General features: G+C 69.2%; 10 protein-coding genes and 1 pseudogene. 7 read left to right on the forward strand and 4 right to left on the reverse strand.

Annotated elements, in window-relative coordinates; translation table 11 throughout:
- Positions 1 to 219 precede the first annotated feature (219 nt).
- Entirely contained in the window at positions 220 to 423 is a 204-nt protein-coding gene (locus tag ACIP64_RS13295) for a hypothetical protein (RefSeq protein ID WP_401585051.1), read from the reverse strand.
- A gap of 64 nt (positions 424 to 487) precedes the next feature.
- Between ACIP64_RS13295 and ACIP64_RS13300 the strand changes: the two are divergent.
- A pseudogene (locus ACIP64_RS13300) lies at positions 488 to 817 on the forward strand (transposase); the annotation flags it as partial.
- Between the two features lie 69 nt (positions 818 to 886).
- On the opposite strand, the gene ACIP64_RS13305 reads toward ACIP64_RS13300, so the two are convergent.
- Positions 887 to 1,183 carry a hypothetical protein gene (locus tag ACIP64_RS13305; protein ID WP_401585053.1) on the reverse strand — a complete coding sequence of 99 codons (297 nt, stop codon included), beginning with the start codon at positions 1,181 to 1,183 and terminating at the stop codon, positions 887 to 889.
- 168 nt (positions 1,184 to 1,351) lie between these two features.
- The gene (locus ACIP64_RS13310; protein ID WP_401585056.1) at positions 1,352 to 2,422 is read right to left on the reverse strand and encodes a Tat pathway signal sequence domain protein; all 1,071 of its coding nucleotides are present in this window, start codon (positions 2,420 to 2,422) and stop codon (positions 1,352 to 1,354) included.
- Between the two features lie 266 nt (positions 2,423 to 2,688).
- Between ACIP64_RS13310 and ACIP64_RS13315 the strand changes: the two genes are divergently transcribed.
- Together ACIP64_RS13315 and ACIP64_RS13320 are read left to right on the forward strand one after the other, a co-directional pair.
- Positions 2,689 to 9,219 (forward strand): RHS repeat-associated core domain-containing protein, encoded by a 6,531-nt coding sequence (locus ACIP64_RS13315; RefSeq protein WP_401585059.1) that lies wholly within the window; start codon positions 2,689 to 2,691, stop codon positions 9,217 to 9,219.
- Complete coding sequence (locus tag ACIP64_RS13320; protein WP_401585062.1) at positions 9,216 to 9,779, forward strand: hypothetical protein; 564 nt, start codon at positions 9,216 to 9,218, stop codon at positions 9,777 to 9,779. The genes ACIP64_RS13315 and ACIP64_RS13320 overlap by 4 nt, the downstream gene beginning before the upstream one ends.
- A gap of 124 nt (positions 9,780 to 9,903) precedes the next feature.
- On the opposite strand, the gene ACIP64_RS13325 is transcribed toward ACIP64_RS13320, so the two are convergent.
- Positions 9,904 to 12,120, reverse strand: coding sequence for a carbohydrate-binding protein (locus ACIP64_RS13325; protein ID WP_401585065.1), 2,217 nt, complete (start codon positions 12,118 to 12,120; stop codon positions 9,904 to 9,906).
- A 547-nt stretch (positions 12,121 to 12,667) separates the two neighbouring features.
- Here ACIP64_RS13325 and ACIP64_RS13330 point away from each other — a divergent pair.
- The 4 genes from ACIP64_RS13330 (at position 12,668) to ACIP64_RS13345 (ending at position 22,992) form a co-directional block, all read left to right on the forward strand.
- Positions 12,668 to 14,434 carry an NlpC/P60 family protein gene (locus ACIP64_RS13330; protein WP_401585067.1) on the forward strand — a complete coding sequence of 589 codons (1,767 nt, stop codon included), beginning with the start codon at positions 12,668 to 12,670 and terminating at the stop codon, positions 14,432 to 14,434.
- Between the two features lie 394 nt (positions 14,435 to 14,828).
- Positions 14,829 to 15,554, forward strand: a complete 726-nt coding sequence (locus tag ACIP64_RS13335; RefSeq protein ID WP_401585070.1) for an ABC transporter ATP-binding protein — start codon at positions 14,829 to 14,831, stop codon at positions 15,552 to 15,554.
- Positions 15,551 to 17,233, forward strand: a complete 1,683-nt coding sequence (locus ACIP64_RS13340) for a hypothetical protein (RefSeq protein ID WP_401585073.1) — start codon at positions 15,551 to 15,553, stop codon at positions 17,231 to 17,233. Before ACIP64_RS13335 ends, ACIP64_RS13340 begins: the two co-directional genes overlap by 4 nt.
- Positions 17,234 to 19,392: 2,159 nt before the next feature.
- Positions 19,393 to 22,992, forward strand: coding sequence for an Ig-like domain repeat protein (locus ACIP64_RS13345; RefSeq protein WP_401585076.1), 3,600 nt, complete (start codon positions 19,393 to 19,395; stop codon positions 22,990 to 22,992).
- The last annotated feature ends 250 nt before the right edge of the window (positions 22,993 to 23,242 follow it).

Consider the following 23,242-nt stretch of genomic DNA (forward strand, 5'->3'; position numbering starts at 1 on the left):
CTGAAGCGCTTCGAACGCGCCATCGGACGAACATACTCACTCCGGGCCGGTCCCTGGACACCGCCCGCATGACCCAAAGTGACCGATCGGGGCGCTCTGAGCTGGAATACGCGACACCGCAACATGCGAGCTCACCAGTCAAGCCCGAGTACCCGCGAGGTCCCCGACGCCGTGGCCCGACGCTGCCCAACCTGACCGCACGGTGGAGTGTGCCGAGCTTCAGCCGGGAATTCGTCCAGTTCCTCGCGGACCCGGAAGCCGGGTGACCTGTTGCACCGCTGCGAGTTCTTCGCGGGTCTGCTCCAGCTCCAGGGACAGCTCGGTGGCAGCGCGTACCAGTGCGTGAACCCGTTCTCGCTCCGCTGCGAGTTCTGCCTTGATCTTCGCCAGGGCTTCGCGCAGCACGATGTTCTCGTCGGCCATGCTCTGAACGACCCTGCGGAGTGAAGTTCTGCGCTTTGGCCCGTGCCGGGAACTCGTCCACGAGCTACTCGGCCTCCTCACCACGGCCTGCACCGAGATGACCCAGCTCACCGCCCTCATCCGCGACTTCGCCGCCCTCCTGACGCCCGCAAGCCGCAACGACTCCAAGCTCACGGAATGGATCGCCCAGGCCCGCTGCGTAGGACTGCCCCACCCGCACAGCTTCTGCAACGGCCTGGAACTCGACCGTGCCGCTGTCAACGCCGGCCTGGCCCTCCCCTGGAACAAGGGCCGCACCGAAGGCGTCAACACCCACACGAAACGGATCATGCGACAGATGCACGGCCGAGCAGGATTCGAACTCCTCCGCCACCGCATCCTGCTCAGCACATAGGCACCCACCGTCACCACCGACTACGGAACAGAGCCCGATCGGCTGTGCAGGTATTGCGTGGTGCCGACCTCACCCGGTCGCAGGAAATGGGCAGTCGGGGGCGTCCAGCCAGAACCGGTGGTCTCCGTTCGGAGGGACCATGAGCCCGAAGCGGTCCAGGCCCGGTGCGCCGGCGCCCTGCCACTGCATGATGTGCTTCTCGACGTCGTCCCACAGCCGGGCAGGACCGCCCTGTCGGACCCGCCACGTGTCCCCTACGCGGTAGAGCAGCGCCCACGCGCCGGCCTCTACGTCCAGGAGGACGTCCCCGGCCTCGCCGAGTTGCAGGCGCTGCGCCGCGACGAGACGAAGGACGCCTCCGGTCACCGGCGCGAGCGCGCAACAAAGGGGCGGGGGCGTCCTCTCCGCCGCGGTGGGGAGGACGGGCGCCGAGTGCGGGCCCGCGCACCCCTGCCCTCCATGGGTGCTCGGGATCACGAAGCGGCGGGCGGATATCGAGCAACCCAGGGAGGCAGGGCAGCGGCGACGGCGCGGTCAGACCAGGCTGTCCTTGTAGTAGAAGCTGGCCTTCCTGTTGCTGTCGGTGTCGGAGGCACTGCTGGCGAAGCCCATGACCAGGCGGCACTTGGTCGTGTCGGCGGTGTTCGGTATCTGGATCGCGAGCCCTTCGGGTTCGCGGAAGAGCAGGCTGGTTCCGGCCTTGGTGAGTTCCCGCTGCTTCGTGGTGCCGGTGTTCCAGTCGACGGAGGTGATGTACGTGTTGCCGGGCGAAGGGTTGCTGTCGGAGTAGGAGTTGCCGTCGATGAGGTAGAGGTACTGGCCGAGGCTGGTGAAGCCCTGGAAGGTGCCCAGGCCCGCGGGCTGGGTCATGGTGGCCAGCGGGGTGAAGGTGCCGGCGGTGAAGGTGGCCAGGTCGTAGAGGTTGTACTTGAAGGTGGATCCGGTGCTGCCGGGGCGGTGGCGGACGGCCAAGCGGCTGTTGACCGGGTCGATGGCGATGGTGGTCCGGTCGGCCCCCGCGACCGGGCTGTACTTGGTGAGCTGGGGCGACGTCGGGGTGAGCACGGCACCGTTGGCGAACTTGAAGCGGGCCAGTCGGGTGCCCCAGCCGATGTACTGGCCGGTGGCGGAGTCGAGCGCCTGGACGGAATCCGTCTCGGTCCACAGGTAGGCACTGTTGCCCGAGGGCTCGGCGGCGATGGAAACGCCGTGGCCGAAGCCCTTGAGGTACATGCGGCCGATGATGGCGCCGGTGAGGTCCAGCCGGGTGACGCACAGGTCGCCGTTGGCCTCGCGTTCGGTGCCGGTGTAGGCCCGCGACTCACCGGGAAGTTGTCGACCGCCCTGGACCAGGCCCACGGCATACAGGTGCTTGTTGGTGTTGTCGAAGGAGAACGACTGCAGGACGCGGGTCTCTTGCAGCCAGATCTCGCGGAAGAGTTCGTCCGACGCGTCGGTCAGGTCGAATCGCGCCGAGGCGCTGACCGCACTGGCCGTGCCCCCGGACAGGGCGACGGCGGCGGATCCGAGTGCGGTTACGCCGAGCGCACCGCCGGTCCACTTGATCAGCTGTCGGCGGCTCAGTACCGGACTCGTTTCGCTCACGGCGCTTCCCAACCCCTTGTGGCTCGATGCGGGGGCGATTGAATCACCCGCCAGCGGGCCCGCGCCAGTGCAGTATCGATGAAAAGCACAGGTCAGGGACCTGAAGGAGTCGAAAGTGGTGCAGGTCACAGGCTTCTTCGGGGTGGGTGGTGTCGTCTGATCGCTATTGCCGGTTTTATTGATCTTCCCCTTGAGTTAACCAGCCGTTATGGTCGGCCCTCGCCGGCGCGACCCCGCGCCGGTTTTGTGTGCGGGGTGGGAGTTTCATGTCCTGGCGTGGGAAGCGCTTGGTGCTGGCGGTGTCCGGTGCCCTGGTCGCCGCTGTGTTGTCGGGTGTTCCTGCGGTGGCGGCGCCCGCGGCGCCCGCGGCGGCCAAGGCGAAACCTCCCGTGAACGTGCCGGTGCAGCGGGCGGGTACGGCGCCGGCGGACCGCTCCGATCTCACCCTGGGCGAGCCGGTACGCCTCACGTGGCCCAAGGCGACGGCGGCGCGGGTGCACCTGGGCGGGCTGAAGGCCGGCGAGGCTCTGGCGGTTGCGCCCTCCGGCGCGGTGGTGAAGGCCGGTGGCACCAGCTCCGACGCGAAGGCCGCCGTGGTGTCCGTCGCTCCTGCTCCCGAGCCCGACCTCGTCAAGGACGGCCTTGACTCCGGCGCCGTCGTTCCCGGTCTGCGGAACGGCCCGGTGACGGTACCGGCACCACGGGACGTCGATGTGCAGGTCCTGGACCGCAAGTCCCTGGCCGAAGCCGGGGGCCTCGGCCTCGGCGTCCGGCTGACCCGCAGTGACGGTCTGTCCCAGTCCGGCGCGGTGCAGGTGACGCTGGACTACTCGGGATTCAAGTACGCCTACGGTGGTGACCTCGCCTCCCGTTTGAGACTGGTGCAGCTGCCCGCGTGTGCCCTGAGCACACCGCGTGCCAAGGGCTGTTCCGCGCACAAACCGGTGTTCGTCAAGGCCCGCAACGACGTCGAAGCCGGCACGATGACGGCCACGGTCCAGGCCGACGGCGATCCGGCCGGACACCCGATGGGCGAGCTCGTGCCCGACTCCCTCGGGGCTGCGGCCAAGGCGGCGTCGACGAGTACGGGGTCGGTCTACGCCGTGGCGTCGACATCGTCGTCCGATGCCGGCGACTACCGCGCATCGACCCTGAGCCCGTCAGGCTCATGGAATGTGTCCGTCGGCTCGGGTGCGTTCAACTACAACCTGCCCATCCAGGTCCCCAAAGCCCCCACCGGCTCCACGCCCGGGCTGAGCCTGAGCTACAACTCGCAAGCGGTGGACAGCCTGACCTCGGCCGCCAACACCCAGGCCTCATGGGCCGGTCTGGGCTGGGACCTGAACGTCGGCTACGTCGAGCGGCGGTACCGCGGATGCAGCACGGACGGCCTCACCGGAGTCGGTGACCTCTGCTGGGACTCCCCGAACTCGAGCGCGGAGCCGGACGGCGCCATCTACGTGATCAACCTGAACGGTGTGACGTCCGAGCTGGTCCAGGACGGCACCGGAACCGGTTCGTACCATGTGAAGGACGACCCGGGCTGGCGAGTGCAGCATTTGACGGGCGGTCATGGCGCGGATGACGAGTACTGGGTGGTTTCCCAGCAGGACGGCATGCGCTACTACTTCGGCTGGGGCCGCTCCGAGCGAACGGACCCGGACCCGAACTGGGACCGTTACACGCATTCGGTGCTGACGGTGCCCGTGGTCGGCAACGACCCCGGAGAACCCTGCTACAGCCAGCGCCCCGAGCCGTGCACGCAGGCCTGGCGCTGGGGCCTGGACCGGGTCGTTGATCCCCACGAGGTGGAGAACGCCTACTTCTACGAGAAGCAGCAGAACCACTACCGGTCCTGGGCCAACGCCGACAAGGCGCGTGCCTATGACGCGGCCGGCTATCTGGTGCGCATCGAGTACGGCTGGGCCTCGGACATCGCGGGAGCGCAGCTGCCCGCGAAGGTCGAGCTCACCCATGTGGGGCGTTGCGTGGACCGCATGGCCGAGAAGGACCCGCTGGCGAACGATCCTGATCCGTGCCCTGCACTGTCGTTGCATCCGGAGGCGTACCCGGACGTGCCGACCGACCTCCTGTGCGACGGTACGGCCGCCGACGACAACTGCCGAAGCATCACGGGACAGACGGCGTCCCCCACGTTCTTCACCACGGACATGCTGTGGGACATCAAGACCTTCGTCCGGGACGACGACTCCTCGACGTGGGACCCCGCGATGCAGTACCAGATGAAGTACGGGCTGCCGAACCCCGAGGGCACGATCGGCAAGACCCTGTGGCTGGACTACGTGGAGCGCAAGGGCTACGGCGACGGCAAGGACCTCACCCTGCCGACGATCAACTTCAACGGTGAGTGGCGGGACAACCAGCTCGGCGACCACGTGCTGAACTTCCGCCGGGTCACCCAGGTCCACGGGGACCTCGGCTCGTTCGTCGACGTCGACTACCTCAACTACGACGCCGACCCGAACGGCTGCGACATCGCCGACCCGCCCAGCGAGTCGTCCAACACCCAGGACTGCTTCAAGCAGACCTGGACCCCCGAGGGGGCGACGTCGGCAAGCAGCGGCTGGTTCAAGAAGTACCTCGTCCACAAGGTCAGCGTCGACCCCGGAGTCGGCAAGGGCGCTGATGACGACGGCGACCCGGTGATGACCACCACCTACGACTACAAGGGCAAGCCGGCCTGGGCCTTCCCGAACGACCCGCTCACCAAGGACGACGACGAGTCCTGGACCGACTGGCGCGGCTACCAGCAGGTCGAGGTCTTCACCGGCACCAAGGACAACGCCGCCTCCACCTACTACTGGCTCTACCGCGGCCTGGACGGCGACCGCACCTCGAAGACCGACCCGTCCGCCACGCGCAGCGTGAACGTCACCGACGGCGACAGCGGCAGCGCCGACGTCCCCGACCGCGCCTGGCTGAACGGCAAGACCCTGGAGTCCAGCCGGCGCGACGGCACCGGACAGTCCCACGAGCGGGTCTGGCACACCTACTGGGCGCACACCACCGCCACCTACGAGGGCCTGCCCGACGCCCGCTTCGTCCGCGACGCGAAGACCACGACGGACGAACTGACCTCCTCGGGCTGGCGCGAGCACGTCGTGAACGACGAGTACGACGACACAGACCCGGTCAGCACCACCTACGGACTTCCCCTGCGCACCAACGACTGGGGCCTGGTCGACACCGACGACAACCGGTGCACCACCTACGGACGCGCCTACAACACCGATTACTTCCCGGACTCGCAGGTCCAGCGCTGGATGGTGCTGCCCGACGAGACCAGGCACTACACCGCGGACTGCGCCGCTCGCGGCGCCGCCAACCAGGACTCCTACACGGTCAAGCTCTACGACGGGGCCACGTCCGTCGCGTCCGACAAGCCGACCGACGGCAACGTCACCACGGACCGCTCGTACACCGACGCCACGCACTACCGCGACGTCACCAGCACCTACGACGGCGGTGGCCGGGTCCGGTCCACCACCGACGGGATCGGCAGCGCCAGCAGCGACCCCACCGTCAAGGCCAACCACACCACGACCACCACCTACACCCCGGCCACCTCCTGGCCGACCGGCGGCGTGAAGGCCACCACCCCCGACCCGGATGGTTCCGGGCCCGGGACGAAGATGAGCACCACGACGTGGTCCTCGCGGCTGTGGGGCACCCCCTACAAGATCTTGGACGCCAACGGTGTGTACACCCGGGTCGATTACGATTCCGTCGGCCGCGTCTCCAAGGTCTGGAAGCCGACCGAGATGGCCGGTTACGACGCCGGCACGACCCCTTCGATGAGATTCACCTACACCATCTCCATGGGCCCGAACTCCGAGGGCGTGCCGAACCTGGTCCGCAGCACCGACACGCCACCCCGCGTTCTCAGCGAGAGCCTGCAGTCAGGTGGCACGTACCTCACGTCCTATGCCTATGCCGACGGCTTGGGCCGCGCCCGCGAGACGCAGTCCCCCGCCGGAACAGGGACCGGCCGCACCGTGGTCTCCACCCGCTACGACACCTCCGGCAACGTCACCGGCACCTCTGCGGCGTTCTACAACTCCGGCAACGCGGGCACCGGCATGGTCTACCCCACAGTGGACTCCCTGCCCTCGTACACCGATCTCGTGATCGACTACGCCGGCCGCACCACCCAGTCGCGGATCCTGGTCAAGGGCGACGCCCAGATCCAGGGTCAGAGCGTCACCAACTACCACGGCGACTACACCACTACCGTGCCCGCTGTCGGCGAGCGCACCAATACCTACACCGACGTGTTCGGTCAGACGTCCAAGGTCGTGGAGTTCGGTCCGTCGACCTACACCACGAACTACGAGTACGACCGCAGTGGCCACCCCACCAAGATCACCGACGCCAAGGGCAACGTCACCACGTACACCTACAACTGGCTCGGCGAGCGTCTCACGACCACCGAGCCGGACACGGGAGCGACGTCCAGCACCTACGACGGCAACGGCAACCTGCAGTCCGCGACCGACGGCGGCAACGTCACCGTCGACTACGCGTACGACAACCTGAACCGGCCGCTGACCACCAGCGCCGGCGGCACGGTGCTGACCGCCCGGACCTACGACACCGCCACCCTCGGAGCCGGCAAGCCCGCGACGGCGACGTCGTACTCGGGTGGGAAGGCCTACACCACCACAGTCGACAGCTACGACGCCCGGGGCCGCCAGACCGGCGTCACCGTGACCATCCCCGACGACGGGAACGGGTTGGCCGGCAGCTACTCGACCACCTACGGCTACGACGCGGCCGACCACCGGACCAGCGTCGGGTACGCCCGAACCGCCGGCCTGCCGACCGAGACAGTGACCACCGGGTACGACGACAACGGTATGCCCGACACACTCACCAGCGGTCTCGCCACCTACGTCAACGCCACCGACTACGACGCCATCGGGCGCCTGACCGGGCGCACCTACGGCACCACGGGATCCACCGGCACCACGGCACGCCGCAGCTACGCCTACGACGATGCCACCAACTGGGTCACCAACATCACCACGACCACCAGCAGCCAGACACCGTCCGTACAGAACGACACCTACACCCGAGACGCAGCAGGCCAGATCACCGATGTCGCCGACAACGTCACCGGCCAGCGCGAGTGCTTCACCTACGACGAGCTGAACCGCCTCACCCGCGCCTGGACGACGCAGGCCGGCGGCGGCTGCGCGGGCGCCTTCAGCCCCGACCTCGCCGGCAGCCTCGCTCCGTACCAGCAGGACTACACCTACGACGGCATCGGCAACCTCCAGAAAGTCACCGACACCACGGCGACCGGCAGTACCGTCCGCGACTACGTCTACCCCGGCTACTCCGCCGACCAGCAGTCCTACACTCCCGGCGCGGCCCGTCCTCACGCGGTCACCGGCATCAAGACCAGTTCCGGTACCGAGACCTACGACTACTACGGCGCGGGACAGATGAAGACCCGGACCGTGGGCGGCGTCACTACCAGCTACCAGTGGGACGCCCTCCACCGGCTGAGCAAGGTCACCGGGCCGGTCAACAGCAGCTACGTCTACGATGCCGACGGCAACATCCTGCTGCGCAGCAACACCAGCGAGAGCGTCCTGTACCTGTCCGGTCAGGAACTGCACAAGCGCGGCACCAGCGGTCCCGCAGCCACCCGTTACTACACCGCGGGCGATGCGACCGTCGCCATGCGCGTCGGCGACGGCACGACGAACGGCTCACTGACCTGGCTGATGTCCGACGGACAGGCCTCCACCCAGCTCATGGTCCTCGCCGCCACCGGCGTCGTCACCCGGCGCCGCTACAAGCCCTTCGGGGAGCAGCGCTCCACCGGCCTGCCTGCGGCGACCGACCGCGGCTTCCTCGGCAAGCCCGAGGACGACTCGACGGGTCTGTCCATCCTCGGTGCCCGCATGTACGACCCGGGACTCCACCGCTTCCTCAGCCCCGACCCGCTCAACGCCCAGTACTCTCCGCAGGATGTGAACGGGTACAGCTACTCGGCCAACAATCCCGTCAATTTCAGTGACCCCACCGGACTGACCAGGTGCGACGTCGACCCGTCCTTCTGTCACGCGCACACTCCTCCTCCCGCGCCTGTGTACGGAACTGGCCATGACGCCCCTAACGACATGAAGAACACAGGTTCCTGGGGATCCAAGTCGGATGACTTGGGAATCAAGGACCGCATGAACTATGCACGGCTCGGGGAACTGGTCGGGTGGTGGTATGCGACGCTTTTGACCACGGCCGCGGACATGACCCAGCACTACCTCGGAAATTCCGGGGATCCGTACACGCTGAAGCAGGGCGACATCAAGAAGCTGTTGAGCCTGGACACGGGGAAGCAGGCCATCACCGCTGCTCTCAAGGAGTTGGACAGCAAGATGACGTCGGTTCCCGAAGGGGAGACGGTGGGAGTCGACAGCAAGTGGAAGGACGCCTCGGTGGGTTTCCGGGAGGATCCCGACCTTTATTTCGCGATGCGCGGCTACCAATTCAGGATCACCGGGACCGGCCACAACGAAAAGGCCAAGGGAGGGGACAAGGCCGTCATTGATTACTCCGTCGAGTTCCGTAAGGCCTACAACTTCGACTACGGCGAGAGGGTGGGACCCTACGACTTCGGTGACTTCGCTCGCCTCCATGATGTGGGTATTGCGCGCGAATACGTGATCACGGGACGGAGCAGCGCGATGACGTACGAAACGGGTGGGGGCCTCCCCGCGATGGAGTCCGGCCGTACGGACAGCATCTGGCACGGTCCGATGCGGTGAGCTCCGCTGAGCTTGCCGCGCAGGACAGCCAGCCCCGCCGGTGGGAAAGTGAACTTCTGGTGCGAAATCGTATCTCTTCGAAGCTGTACATCACCTCCTTTGCCGCGTTGGCGGTCCTGGGGTTCGGGTATGTCTCGGTGTTTGGCGTGCACGCACCTTCCTGGGCGGGGGCGGGGGAGTCGTGCACCCGCTCCGGCCGGGCGGAAGCCGCCGGCACAGCCCACGACTGGGGTGTGGTACTTCCGGGCGAAGCCTCCGACGTGTTCCGATGCACGGAGGGGACCGGCGGCAGGACGGCAGGCCAAGCCCGGTTCGTCTTCGCCATGCCCGCGTACCGGGTTCCGGAATACTTCGACTCCATGGGCATCGAACCCCTGCCCCGGTTTGACATCCGAGACCTCTTCGATGACTTTTCTCGGTCGGCCGGCCGCGACACGAAGGATATCCAGAAGTATCAGGCAGGCACGGTATCCAAGGGACACTTCACCCTCTCCGTACTGATCGACGAGGGAAACTCCGACAGCGTCGCCGTGTACGTACATTCGGTCTCCTCCGGATGACCGCAGGATATTGCCGGCCGTTGTGGACGCACCTGCTCGCTCGTGGAATGCGGGTTTCAGCACGGCGGCCCGCCGTCACTCCTCGCCCGTAGCCGGGGAGTGACGGCGGGCCGCCGACAGTGCCCTACGACAGGCGGAAGTAGTCGATGTTGAAGCCGCCCGTTTCGCAGAAGAGCCTGACCGTCTGGTCGCCCGCCGCGAGAGTGACCGGGACGTGGACCGACTGGTACGAACCCCAGCCGCCCGTGTTCGGGACCGACGCTGTGGCCAACGTCGTGCCAGCGGCGTCGCGGAAGGAGAGGGCGTTCGGGACCGTCGCGCCGCCGCCCGTGGCGACGCGGAGTTCCAGGTCGTACGTGCCGGGCTTCGGGACGTCGACCCCGTAGTCGAGCCAGTTGCCCGCCGCTGTCCAGCCCACGTTCGCGCCGCCGCTCGCCGCCGGGTTGGACTCGATGAAGTTGGCGCCGCCCGTCGTCCAGCCGTGCTGGGCCGCGTACGACTCCGCCTCGACCCGGACCCCCACCGGTGCGCTGTGCGGGCGCACCGTCACGTGCAGGGTTGCCTTCGTGCGCGCCGTCCCGTCGGTGACGTACACCGACACATCGTGCTCGCCCGCCACCGTCGGGTTGACCGTCACTACTCCCGTGGCGGCGTTGACCGTGATGCCGTCCGGGAGGTCGGTCGCGTAGAAGGCGAGCCGGTCGCCGTCGCGGTCGGTGGCCTTGAGGGGGACCTGCAGCGTGGCGTACTGGTCCGCCACCACATCCGGCACGGGGGCCACCACCGGCGCCCTGTTGTACGTGTTGCGGGGGACGTGCTGCTTCCACTGGTACGTGGCGTACGAGTGCGCCGGGACCTTCACCGCGAACGACGTGCCGGCCAGTACCACCCGCACCGTGGAGTCCGTGCTGTTGGTGTTGCCCAGGACCGCCGTGAACCGGTCGGTGCCGTGCCGGTAGACGACGTTGCTCACGCCGTTCGCCGTCGTGCTCGACTCCAGCCGGACATCGCCCGGCGTCAGGTACTTGGCGAACTGCCCCATGGCGTACAGCTCGTCGCGGACGGTGAAGTCCTTGGTCGTGGTGTTCACCTTGACCAGGCGGTCGGGCCACTTGGTGGTCGCGGCGACCTCGTCCCAGTCGATGTTGTTGTCCCGGGCAGGCGTCCAGTGGAGCGTGCCGCCGTCCTGGTCGGTGGTCTGCGCCCACAGGACGTACGAGCTCGCGTCGAGGCGGAAGTAGTTCAGGATCGTGGCCGCGGACAGGTCGCTGGTCTCCGTCATGTGGACCGGCTTGCCTGTCTGCTCGAACGCGTCGCGCATCACCGTCGGGTCGCCCCAGTAGGGGTGGAAGGCCACGGCGTCCGTCGCGTTGAGGACCTGCCGGCCGGTCACGGAGCCGTCCGGGGCGTCGTTGAAGATGCGGTAGTAGTTCTTCGTCGCGGTGCTGTTCGGGTCGCGCCAGTCCCAGAAGTTGAAGTCGTGGACGTACAGCCCGGTGTTGAGATCGGCCTTGTGCAGCGCCTTCTTGATCGCGAGGGCGAGCTTCTGCTGCTGCGCCACGCTGATGTCCATCGCCGGGTAGACGACGTCCATGCCGGGCTCGTTCAGCAGCGTCAGGGCGTCCACGCGGATGCCGTGACGGGCGTACGCCTGGACGAACTTGACGTAGTAGCGGGCGAAGACGTCGATGCAGTCGTCCCGGAGCTTGCCGACCTGGTAGTAGTCCGTCGTACTGCCGGGCTTGAGCGCGACCTCACCCGTGAACCGGTTGTTGGTCTTCATCCACGCCGGGGCGCTCCACGCGGACCCGAAGAAGGTGGCCTTCGGGTTGTAGCGCTGGATCAGCTTGATGGTGTCGATGATGTGCAGGTCGATGTCGCGCTGGATGGAGAAGTGCTTCAGCTGGAAGTCGTCGGTCACGCCGGGCGGAAGGTCGTCCTCGGACCAGAACGGCAGGTGCTCGATGAGGTCCGGGCTGCCGATCGTCAGGCGGAAGCGGTTGAGTCCGGCTCCCGTCTTCGGGTCGACGAGCAGCCGGACGGCCTTCTCGCGTTCGGCGGGGGTGAGCTTCCACAGGTTGGAGACGCTGGTCTCGTCGAGCGAGAAGCCGATGCCCGAGTACTTCTGGCGGGTGGTGCTCGGGTCGACGACCACGGTCGCGTCGGCAGGAGCGCCCGGGCTCACCGCCGGCAGCGACTGCCATGGGTGGTCGGCGCCCGTGGAGTAGGTGCCCGTCACGGAGGGGCCGTGGTGCGGGACGGCGGCCGGGGCCGCCGACGCCGTGCCGACGAGAACGACCAAGGTGAGAGCCGCGGCTGCCCCTATGAGGGAACGTCTCACGATGTCCTTCCTTCCTGGTGCGATACGAAGGCCGTACGCGGTCCCGCCCTGTGGGCGGTGTCGCACGGCCCCTGACGGTCGATCGACTGCTGCGTGCCCGGCGGGTCTCCCGAGTTCCCGGCGGACATGAGGACGATGCGGTCGGGTGGCGCCCGCTCGGCCCGTGCGCGTGCTGCCGGGCCGGACGGCGTACGGGGAACCTCTCCTCCCTCCGCGTTCCTCGGGACGCGCCCAGATCGAAACAGTCTTGTCGGGGTTCAGTCAAGACATGAACAAAGGCGTGAAGAAAGTCCCTGCGTCCTTCTGCGGCGGGGTGCGGGAGGCACGCGGGCCGGCCCGCGCTGTGGGAGGTCGCTGCCGAGGCTTCTCCCGTCCTCGTAACCCGGGGCAGGGCGTCGGCGTCGGTGCGGACACGGGAGCGTGCGCACGCGACACTGCCGGGCGCCGCGACCAACAGAGGCCACGTGGCATCCGGCGCGCCAAGAAGCACAGGTCAACTCCCTTATGCACTACCGGCACCGGCCGCGATCCGGGGATCATGAAACGTATGTCGAACACCTCACGGCGCCATGTGCTTGCCGCCTTCGCAGCCTCCGCTGCCGCCGTCCCGCTCGGCGGCCTGACCGCTGCCCCCGCACGCGCCGCCCAGCCGGCTGCCGCCGCCCCGTCCGCGGTCCAGCCGCTGCCCCTGCCGTCCGGACCGGCCTCCGGCCCATCGGCCGTGACCCTGCCGCCGCTGAACGCCGACTACTTCATCCGTGAGACGCTCGCCGCGCACCTCACCGCAACCGTGCTGCCGGGGGCCCCGGCCCGCACCGAGGTCACCTCCGGCGGGCGGCGCGTGGCGCTGCTGACCCACGGGGCACGCACCGTTCTGCTGCCCGGCCCGCAGCGCACCTTCACGGAGAACAAGAAGCCGTTCGCGGACGACTTCCAGCGCACGCTGCCCGACCCGGCACTGCCGGAGGACCAGCGCGTGTACTGGGGCGGATCCCCCGGTGGCGGCGCCTGGTCCACCCTCGGACCCGCCGACAGCGACTACGCGGTGGTGCCGGGAACGGGCGTCATCACCCTCACCACCGACTTCGCCAGCCGCCACGCCAGCGTCCGCGACGACCAGATCAGCGACGTGGACGTGCGCACGGTCGGACGGTTCGACAAGGTGCCCACCGGGCAGGCCTGCTCCTTCGCCCTGTCCTTCGGCTACCAGGACACCCACAACAACTACCGGGCGCGGCTCTCCTTCCTCACCTCCGGCGCGGTCGAGCTGAGGGTCGAGAAGGAGGTCGCCGACACCGTCACCCAGCTCGCACCGGCCGTCTCCCTCGCCACCGGTGTACCCGCGGGCACCGACTGGACGATCCGGGTCCGCCGCGAGGGCACCCGGATACGCGCGAAGGCATGGCGTACGGCCTCGGCGGAACCGTCCGACTGGGCCTTCGACGTCGCCGACCCCACCTTCGGCAAGGGCCGGGTCGGCCTGCGCGCACTCGCCAACGACGGCTGCACCAACCTGCCGGTGAGACTGCTCGTCAGCCGGTTCCAGGTTGACGCCGCCAACTGGGCGGCCCCGCCCGCCGTCACCCACGGCGACTGGGTGCGCGTGCTCCCGGAACCCTTTGACGGCACCTGGACCCCGGAGCTGGAGAAGACCGTCCGGGAGTGGTCCGGCTCCACGGCCCCGGACGTCCTCGCCTACGCGGCCACGTTCCTCGCCGGCGCGCCCGGGGTGGTCGCCGGCGCCGGGCCGGCCGAGGGGAAGCAGGTCCTGGGCGAGTCGGGCTACGGCTACCTCGACCCGCAGGGGAACCGCTACGAGGGCGCCGACTTCCACGAGTACATGAACACCGGCTGGACCTTCCCCGACGGCACCCACACCGGCCCGTCCGCCAAGCAGGTCGGCAACCTCGACTGCTCCGGCTACACGCGCATGGTCTACGGCTACCACATGGGCGTGCCACTGGCCGCGGGTGAGGACACCTCCCACTCCCGCATACCGCGCCAATCCAGATCCATGGCCGACTACGCGCCCGGCGTCCGCATCGACCGGACGGACGGCACGAATCCGCCGGCCGCCGAGGGCCTCCAGCCCGGCGACCTCGTACTGTTCAACGCCGACTCCGGTGACGACACCACGACGCCGACGGTGGACCACGTCGGCATCTACCTCGGCAAGGACACGGACGGCGGAAGGCGCTTCCTCTCCAGCCGAAAGACGATCAACGGACCCACGATGTCCGACCTGGGCGGGGCCTCACTCCTGGACGGCACGGGCACCTACGCCCGGGCCCTCCACACGGTCCATCGCATCTGACGCGGCGCGACGGTACGAGGGACGCCCCCCGCCGCCATCGGCACGAGTACGCGCCAGGGGCCGGGGGCCCCGTGAGCCTCGCGGAGCGAGGGCGGGATCGCGGTCGGTCACGGTGGGTTCCCGCGCCGTTGCTTCCGGTCGGCCGCGTACACCTCCACCGGCGGTGGGGGCGCCGGTGCGGTGGCGGGCGAGGCAGGGGAGGGCTCGGGCGTGGAGGGCCGCGAACCCGGACAGGAACATCGTGCATGCCGGCCCCCTCGGTGCCTCGGGGCGGGCGAACAGCGGGCCGATGGCCTCCGTCCAGGTCGACCGTGGAGAATGGCCGGGCCGCTCCGGGCCGTCGTCCGAGGCCGAAGCGGGGACAGCGATCGCGGTTGACGAGAGGCCCGGCGACATGGGTGCACCACCATTGCTCGAACTCAGCGGCGTCAGCCGGGTCTACGGCAAGCGCACCGCGCTGGCCACCATGAACCTGCGACTCCGGGCCGGGAAGTGCGTCGCGCTGCTCGGCCACAACGGCTCCGGAAAATCGACCCTGCTGCGCATAGCGGCCGGCCGGGACAAGCCGAGCACCGGCACCGTGAAGTTCGACGGCAGGCCCATGAACGAGAACGACCCGGCGGTCCGGGCCCGGGTCGCGGTCGTCGGCGACACCGCGGCCTGTTACCCCGACCTCACCGTGCGCGAGCACCTGCAGCTGGTGGCGGTGGCCCACGGCGTGGAGGACGCCGGCGACTGGATCGGCCACGTCCTGGCCGAGCGCGCGCTGACCGACCACGCCGACGCGCTGCCCGGGGCCCTGTCCTCCGGACAGCTCCAGTCCCTGCTGCTGGCCTCCGCGATGGTCCGGCCGCGTGACCTGCTGCTCCTGGACGAGCCGGAACAGCGGCTGGACCCGGGCGCGCGCCGGCAGCTGGCCGACCTGATCAAGAAGGAGACCGCGGAAGGCGTCGGTGTGCTCCTGGTGACCCACCACGGGGAGCTGGCCCGCGCGGTCGCCGACCAGGTGCTGGTCCTCAGCGACGGCAAGGTGGTCGCCGACGGTCACCCGGACAAGGTGCTCGCCACCGGCACCGACGGACTGACCTGGCTGGCCGAGAGCCCGGACGGTGCCCGGTGACCGCCCTCGCAGAGGACACCGGCGAGCACGCTGCGGCCTGGTCCGACGAGGACGACTGGACCCGGGAGACCCTGCGGCTCGTCCGAGACCTGCGCACCCCGCACCGCCGCAAAAAGGCCGGCCAGATCGGCTACACCGTCTACTGCGTGGCGCTGCTCCTCGCGGTGTGGGGCGGGCTGCCGAGCCTGGGGCTGTTCCTCGAGAAGTCGATGGGCGCCGACTACTCCGGCCACGGCCCGGCGATCCTGGCCGCCCTGCCGGCCGGGTCCTGCGCGCTGGGGCTGGGATGGCTGCTCGTCGCCGCCTGGGACGCCCAGTGGCGCGGCCCGGTCGTGCCGCCGCGCGAGACCGTGGACTGGCTGCTCGCCCAGCCGGTGGACGTCGGCCGGGTGCTGCGCCCGTGGTTCTGGGGGGCAGCCGCGATCTCCGGCGGCGCCGGGCTGCTTGTCTCGGCCATCGCCACGGTCGCGCTGGGCCTGACCGTCGGTGTGGGGCTGCCGGCCGCGTTCGGCTGGTGCCTGCTGGGCGGTGTTGGTATGCCCCTGCTGGCGACCGCGCTGGCCACCGCGGTGGAGGGCAGCGAGCGGGTGGCCCGCTGGGCCCGGCTGGCCACTCCGTACGTCGGTATGACCGTGCTGGCGCTGGCGGCCCAGACCGTGCTCGCGGTCAACGGGAACCGGCTGCCGGGACTGGAACGTGTCGAACTGTGGTCCGGGCCCTGGGGCTGGGCCGGGCTGGCCGCGCTGGCCCCCACACCGACCGCACTGCCGGGCGGCCAGGTCGCGGGCGTCCTGCTGGCGGTCGTGGTGGCCGGCGCGCTGGTCGCGGCACACCGCTTCTCCGGGTCGCTGGCGCTGTCCGCCGTACGACGGCGTTCGCGCACCGCGACCGGGGTGATGGCCGCACTGCGCACGGTGGAGTTCCGTACCGCGCGGCAAGTGGTCGCCGGGGTCACCGGCGGGGGCCGATCGGCACGCTGGCGGCTGCCGGCGCCCCGCTGGGCGCAACTGGCCGTACCGTGGCGCGACAGCCTCGCACTGCTGCGCGCCCCGGGCCGCCTGGGCCGCGCCGTGGTGCTGGGCGTACTGGCCGTGCTGGGCGCGGTGCTGGCCGCCTCGGCGCACGGCGGCACGGGCGTGACGGCGGCGCTGGCCGCACTGATCTTCGGCTACTGGTCGCTGACCCAGCTGATGGAGCCGGCCCGGCTGGAGACCGACGACACCCGGCGCGCGTCCTGGGCGCCCTACCCCTATCGGGACCTGATGCTGCGGCACACCGCGGTGCCCGTCGCGCTGGGGCTGGTGGGCACGCTGGTGGCGGCCGGGGTCCTGGCCGCGGAGGGCGCGGGGGCCCGCGCGCTGCTGGCGCCCGCCCTGGTGCCCGCGCTGGTGGGCGCTTCGCTGGTGAACGCCTGCCGGGGTGCGACCAAGCACCATCTGCTGATGTCGTCGGCCCAGTCTCCCGCCGGCAGCCTGGGCCCGGTGCTGTTCCTGGGCTGGTACGGCTCCGGGATGCTCGCGGCGGTGGCCCTGCTGGTCGTCCCGTTCCTGACCGCGCTGCATTCCGGCTCCGCCGCATCGATCGTCACCGCTGTCGCGGCAAGCGGCTTCGTGACCGTGATCATGGTGCGCTGGGCGGTCACGCGGATCGGGAACCTGACGGCGCCCTTGGCGGACTGACGGGGGTGATGCCGGTGGCTTGTGCCGTCACTTGCATCCCTCACATGTGGGGGCCGGCCGGTGACAGTGCCGGGGCTAGAGCACGGTGCCCTCCAGACACCGCCGGTCCTCTACCAGTTGCGGGCCCGGTAGCTTCTCCTGCCACGGCAGCACCGGCCCGATCGATACCCAAAGGGGTCTGGTGGGCTGGCTTCGGCTCGCTCGCGGGGCCGGATTCCGCTCACAACCGCCTGCCTTGCGACGGCGGCCAATGCCGGTGCGCACTGGCCGACAAGACGCCTTGGATGTTCGTACGCCGGCAGCGCCGCGGCGGCACCGTCGCGTGGGTGGCGGCCACCTGCCGCTCACCCATGTCGCTACGCCACAGGAGGGCGAGAAGCACAAGGCGATGAAGGAGCGGATCGCTCGCACCGCGTCCCGAAACGGGCTCCAGGTGCAGACCGAGGCCCGGTCCGCAGACGGAAAGGTGATCACCGACGTACTGGTGACCGGAGCCGGCGGAAGTGTCGGATGGGAAGGGCAGTACTCCCCCCCCTCAGCGCCAGCACCGTACGTCGCCGCTCCGCCAACGCCAGGGCCCTGAACATCGCTCCGCTGTGGGTGACCGGGGACGAGACCTCCGCCCTGATCGACCGAGTGCCCTGGGCCCGCGTGGACAACGTGCCCTGGCAACGCATCGCCTCCCCCCTGACCATGATGATTCTTGGTGGCGTACGGCGCCTGCAGATCTGGAAGTGCACCCCCGTCAGCAAGCGCACCTGCCCAGAAGCCGGTCACCCCTGCGGAAGGTGGCACAGCGGCTGGTTCCTGCCCGCCCTGTGCATCCCACAGGAACGCGCCACCTCCCTGGACGAACTCGTCGTCACCAGCGCGTACGGCGAACACCTCGCCGTACGCGCCCGAAACCGGCACGACCCCAAGCGGATCTCCTACCTGTGGGCCCTCGCCCGAGATGGACGGCAGTGGCAAGAGATCACCGGCGAGAGCGACAGCCCGCCCGAGTCCGAACCGGACGACGAGCCAGTCACCTACACCGAGCAGGACCGCGACAGTTCCTGCCGCTACGGTGAAGAGCGACACGGGACCAGCGCTCCCCGTCCCCGGCGCGAAATGGCTTCAGCCATCGGCCTGCACACCTTCGACGAGGCCCACGACGCCACCCACCGCCAGCCGAGCCGCCCCATTCAGCTCCGGCTGACTCCTCGCGAGCGCTCAGTGGTTGCCACCCAGCAGTGTCCGCCCTGGGAGATCGGCCCATGCATGCTGCGTGCCGCCCCCATCCATCGCTACGGACCACGCAGTCCCCTCGTCTGCACACCCTGCTGCTCCAGCTCCCCGTTTCTCTGCCAGGCGGACTCCGACGCTGGGTGGGTGGCCCCTGTCCAAGCCCATTGCGGCAGTCGAAGGTGGTCAGCCACTCGATGCGAGCTGTACGAGGCGGGTTCAGAGGAGGCACGACTCGAAATCACCCTGACACGGCCATCATGTACACATCACCCGGGGAGGCGCCTTTCCAGGGATGCGTGGCCCGCCCGGGACGGTCCGGGATCGTATACAGCGGGCGGAGCCGTAGATCGCCGCGGCAAGCAGAGTAGGTCACCCGACCCGGACCGAGGTATCTCGCTCAGCGGCCCCCCTTCGCCGGGTGATCCGGGTGGGGCGCTCTCCGGCCCGCAGTCGGTTCGACGTGCCATCGGCAGTCCATTGGAAGGAAGTCGACTCCTTATCGGGGAGTGCGTACCGATTACCGGACGGTAATTCATTGCTGGTGGTTCGTCAATAAACACGGGTAGCTGGGATTTTGTGGCACCAAGATAAACAACATGCAACATCAAAATTTCTTTATTCAATTTCACTTGTTTATCTGTCAACCTTTGGCCGGGCTATGGATCAGTAGCCGTTGTTGCACGGACTGGCGCGCGCACCGCACAGCGGGCGCCAGCCTGTGCGCTCGTGAGTAAGGTCTGGCACTGGTGGAGATATCCGATCCCCTGTGGGCGCGGTTGTTGCGTCCGCTGGCCGGGGGTGTCGCGGGACTCATGGCGCTTGGTGCGCTGTCGGTCGCCGCATCCCCGGCATCCGCTTCCGAAGGTCCCGGTACGTCTGTGGTCGCTTCGGGTGACGGTTGGTCCGTCACCCAGGCCGCGGGTGGCTATGCCGTGTCGCTGACGCTGGACACGGCACTGCCCATGAGGGACGACGCCCCCGAATTGCTGGCTGACGGTGTCGACCTCGGTCCGGCCACGGAGTCCGCCGATGGGCGCACGCTCACGGTCACCACTCCCGACAGTTCGCCGGCCACGGCCAAGTCGATCACCTGGCAGTGGTCCAGCGGGGGTGACAGCACTGCCACCGGCCCGACAACGTTGCCATCGGCGGCCGGACAGGCCAAGGCCCTGAAACGGCTCTCGGCGGTCCCGAACGGCATCGGCGGTTCGGGACCCACCTCCGGGGACCCGACGACCAACGGCACGTCCCCGTACACGATCGCCGACTACAACTTCGGCGCGCAGTCGATCCCGTTGGCGGACATCGGCGGTATCCGAGGCGAGCTGGAAGGCCGTATCTACCTGCCCACCGGCACAGGCACCCACCCGCTGGTGGTCTTCGTGCACGGCCGCCACAGCTCGTGCTACAACCTCACGACGCTCAGGGGCGCCAGCGGTTGGCCCTGCCCCGACGGCACCGCCCCGGTCGTGAGCTACGCCGGGTACGACGCCGCGGGCAAGGCACTCGCCGCGGACGGCTACACCGTCGTGTCCATCTCGGCGAACGCCATCAACGCCAACGACAACCAGCTCTCTCCGGACGACGGCGCGATCACCCGCGGCCAGCTGGCCCTGGACACGCTGACCATGCTCAAGAAGGCCAACCAGGGTGAGTCCGTCAGCTACCACGACGCGGCGACCGACCAGGACGTGACGCTGGACCAGGCGCTCACCGCCGGCCAGGCGACCTACCCGGCCGGCGCCATGACCGCCGCGCAGCTCGTCGGCACCATGGACTTCAGCAGGATCGGGCTCATGGGCCACTCGCGAGGCGGCGAGGGCGTGGTGACCGCGGGTACCCTCAACGCGGGACTGGCGAACCCGTGGAACATCAAGTCGGTCTTCGCCCTCGCCCCGATCGACTTCACTCGCGCCACCCTGCCGGACGTCGTCACCACGACACTGCTGCCGTACTGCGACGGTGACGTGTCCGACCAGCAGGGTCAGCACTTCTACGCCGACTCGCGGGACAACACGTTCTCCGACGACGTCCAGCGTTCCGACATCTGGGTCATGGGCGCCGACCACAACTTCTTCAACACGTCGTGGACCCCGCCCTTCCCGGCAGGCTCGGACGACTGGTCGAGCTCCAACGACGCCGTCTGCGGCACGAGCAGCACGGCTCTGGCCTCGGGCAAGAACATCCGGCTCACGGCCGAGCAGCAGAACCAGGTCGGCGCGGCCTACATCTCCGGCTTCTTCGAGCTGACCCTCGGCGGACAGACCCAGTTCCAGGGGATGTTCGACGGTTCGCAGCTGGAGCCGCCGTCCGTGGCGGACTTCGCCGACGTGCGTACCGTGGCCGAGCAGCCCTCGTCCCTGCGCGAGGACATCGCCTCGTTCAAGACCACCAGCCCGCTGATCGGCACCACGACCGGGGCCACGGCCACGGTCTGCGCCAACAAGTACGGCCGCACCGTTCCCGAACCCCTGCCGTACTGCACCAACCCCGGGAGCACGCTCACCAATCAGCAGGTGCCCTACTGGACTCCCGCGTCCTTCGCACCGAACGTCCCGCTGAATCCGATGACGCACCTGACCTGGACGACGGCCGCCGGAGCGCTCGGCGTGACCATCCCGGCCGCACAGCGGAACGTGTCCGGTTACGAAGAGATGACCGTGAGCATGTCCCCGGACGAGAGCGTCACCACCGGGACGGACATGACGCTGAGTGTGACCGACGCCTCCGGTCGCACCTGGAGCGACCTGGTGTCCGACCTCAACAGGTGGGGCGTCACCAGGATGCCGTCCAGCACGTCGACCAGCCTCAACAAGATCGTGCTGCAGCAGGTGCACGTGCCCACCGCGACCCTGGCCGCGGCGGGTCTGGACCTCAAGCACGTCACGAAGGTCACGTTCACCGCGGCCGTCGGCGCCGACGCCGTGACCACCGGTGGCGTGTACCTGTCGGACCTGGGCTTCGACAGCAAGGGCGTGGGCACCCCCGACCCCCGCACGCGGACCACGGTGAACGTCGCGTCGACCGCCGCGGAGGAAGGCAGCGGCCCGGACACGGACGATGTCGCGGTCTACCTCTCGCAGCCGAGCACGACGCCGGTCACCGCGTACCTGACCGTGGTGGGTTCGGCCACGGGCAAGGTCGGCCTCGCCATGCAGCCCGTCACCTTCCAGCCCGGCACGACCTGCCAGGCGGTGACGGTCCCGGTGACGGGCGACACCGTGGCCGGAGCGACCCCGACCACCGCGTACAAGATCGGGGTGTCGAACTCCACCAACGCGGTCCTGGGCAGCCAGGACTTCGGCACCCTCACGGTCCGCGAGGACGACGGCGTCACGGGCACCACGTCCGCCGTGCCCCCGGTCGGTGCCCAAGGCAGCGTCTGCGCCGAACACCAGGCACTCTCGCAGCCGGGGACGCTGGCGGTCAGTGACAGCAAGCCCGCTCCGGGCGCCACGGTCACGGTCGGCGGCTCGGGCTACCGCAGCGGCGAGAGCGTGGCCTTCACGCTCGCTTCCACGTCGCTCGGCAGCGCCGTCGCCAACAGCGACGGTAGCGTCTCGTTCCAGGCCGTGCTGCCTGCCGACCTGGCCTACGGCGGCACCACCGTCACCGCGGTCGGAGCAGGCTCGGGCTACACCGGGACGGCTGACATCGATGTGCTCGCCACGACATCGACGACCCTGAGCCTGAACCCGGCCGCTCCTGGCATCAACAAGGCGGTCGCGCTGAAGGCGGCCGTCACCGGCGACGGAGCCGACGGCGGAGTGGTGACTTTCCGCGACGGAACCACCGTCCTCGCGCAGGGCACGGTCACCGGCGGGACGGCATCGTTGTCCGTACCGGCCGGATTCAAGGCAGGGACGCACAGCTTCACCGCGTCCTTCGAGGGAACCGCCACCGCGGACACCTCGGCCTCGGACGCCGTGCAGCTCGTCCTGACCAAGGGCCAGAGCGCCATTGCCGTGTCGCTGCAGCAGACCTCCACCACCTACGGGCACGCGGTCTCCGGGATCTTCGCGGTGGCGGGTGCCGACAGCGGCACGGTGAAGGTCAGTTACGGAACCGGCTCGCTGTCCGCGAAGGTCGGCGCCTCGGGCTCCGGCAGGTTCACGCTGCCGGCGTCCCTGTCCGTCGCCAGCCACACGGTGTCCGTACAGTTCACCGGCACCGACGTCGTCGCCCCCAGCGGTGTCACGACGCAGAAGCTGAAGGTCGCCAAGGCGAAGTCGGCCACGACGCTCACGCTGTCCCGGACCAAGGCGACGCACGGCAAGACCGAGAAGGTCCGGGTGGTGGTGGGCGGGCACAGCGGTGCCGCCTATCCGACCGGCACGATCACGGTGACCGCCAAGGTCGGCAATACGACCGCAACCACCAAGGTCACCCTGACGGCAGCCGCGAAGGGCGCTCACAGCTTCACGATCAAGCTGCCCAACAAGAAGGGAACAGCGACGGTCACGGCCGTCTACGGCGGGAACGGCAACTATGTCAGCAGTACTTCGGCGCACAAGAAGCTCACGCTGACCTGATCCGGGTCGGCTGACGCGGTGGGGGGAGGGGCCGACCGGGTCCCTCCCCCACTGGCGTCGAAGCCGGACTCGCCAAGTCGTCCCCGCCCGCCAGGTCGGCCGTCGTGCTTGCGGAACAGGTCCGGTCCGTGTGCGAAGCAGCCTCCCAAGTGCTCGCGGGGTGGGCAAACCGCCCTCCGGTGGGAGAGGCCCAAGCCTCTGCTGGTGACGCTCGGTGCGGCCGGCTGTCGAGGCCCGGCAGTCGGCCGCC

Origin of the sequence: Streptomyces sp. NPDC088733 (genome assembly GCF_044751185.1) — a bacterium.
Classification (GTDB): domain Bacteria; phylum Actinomycetota; class Actinomycetes; order Streptomycetales; family Streptomycetaceae; genus Actinacidiphila.

Bases quoted from the DNA above. Each gene is read 5' to 3' on its own strand.
- ACIP64_RS13295 (WP_401585051.1), bottom strand. From the start codon at position 423: ATGGCCGACGAGAACATCGTGCTGCGCGAAGCCCTGGCGAAGATCAAG.
- ACIP64_RS13315 (WP_401585059.1), top strand. From the start codon at position 2,689: ATGTCCTGGCGTGGGAAGCGCTTGGTGCTGGCGGTGTCCGGTGCCCTG.
- ACIP64_RS13330 (WP_401585067.1), top strand. From the start codon at position 12,668: ATGTCGAACACCTCACGGCGCCATGTGCTTGCCGCCTTCGCAGCCTCC.
- ACIP64_RS13335 (WP_401585070.1), top strand. From the start codon at position 14,829: ATGGGTGCACCACCATTGCTCGAACTCAGCGGCGTCAGCCGGGTCTAC.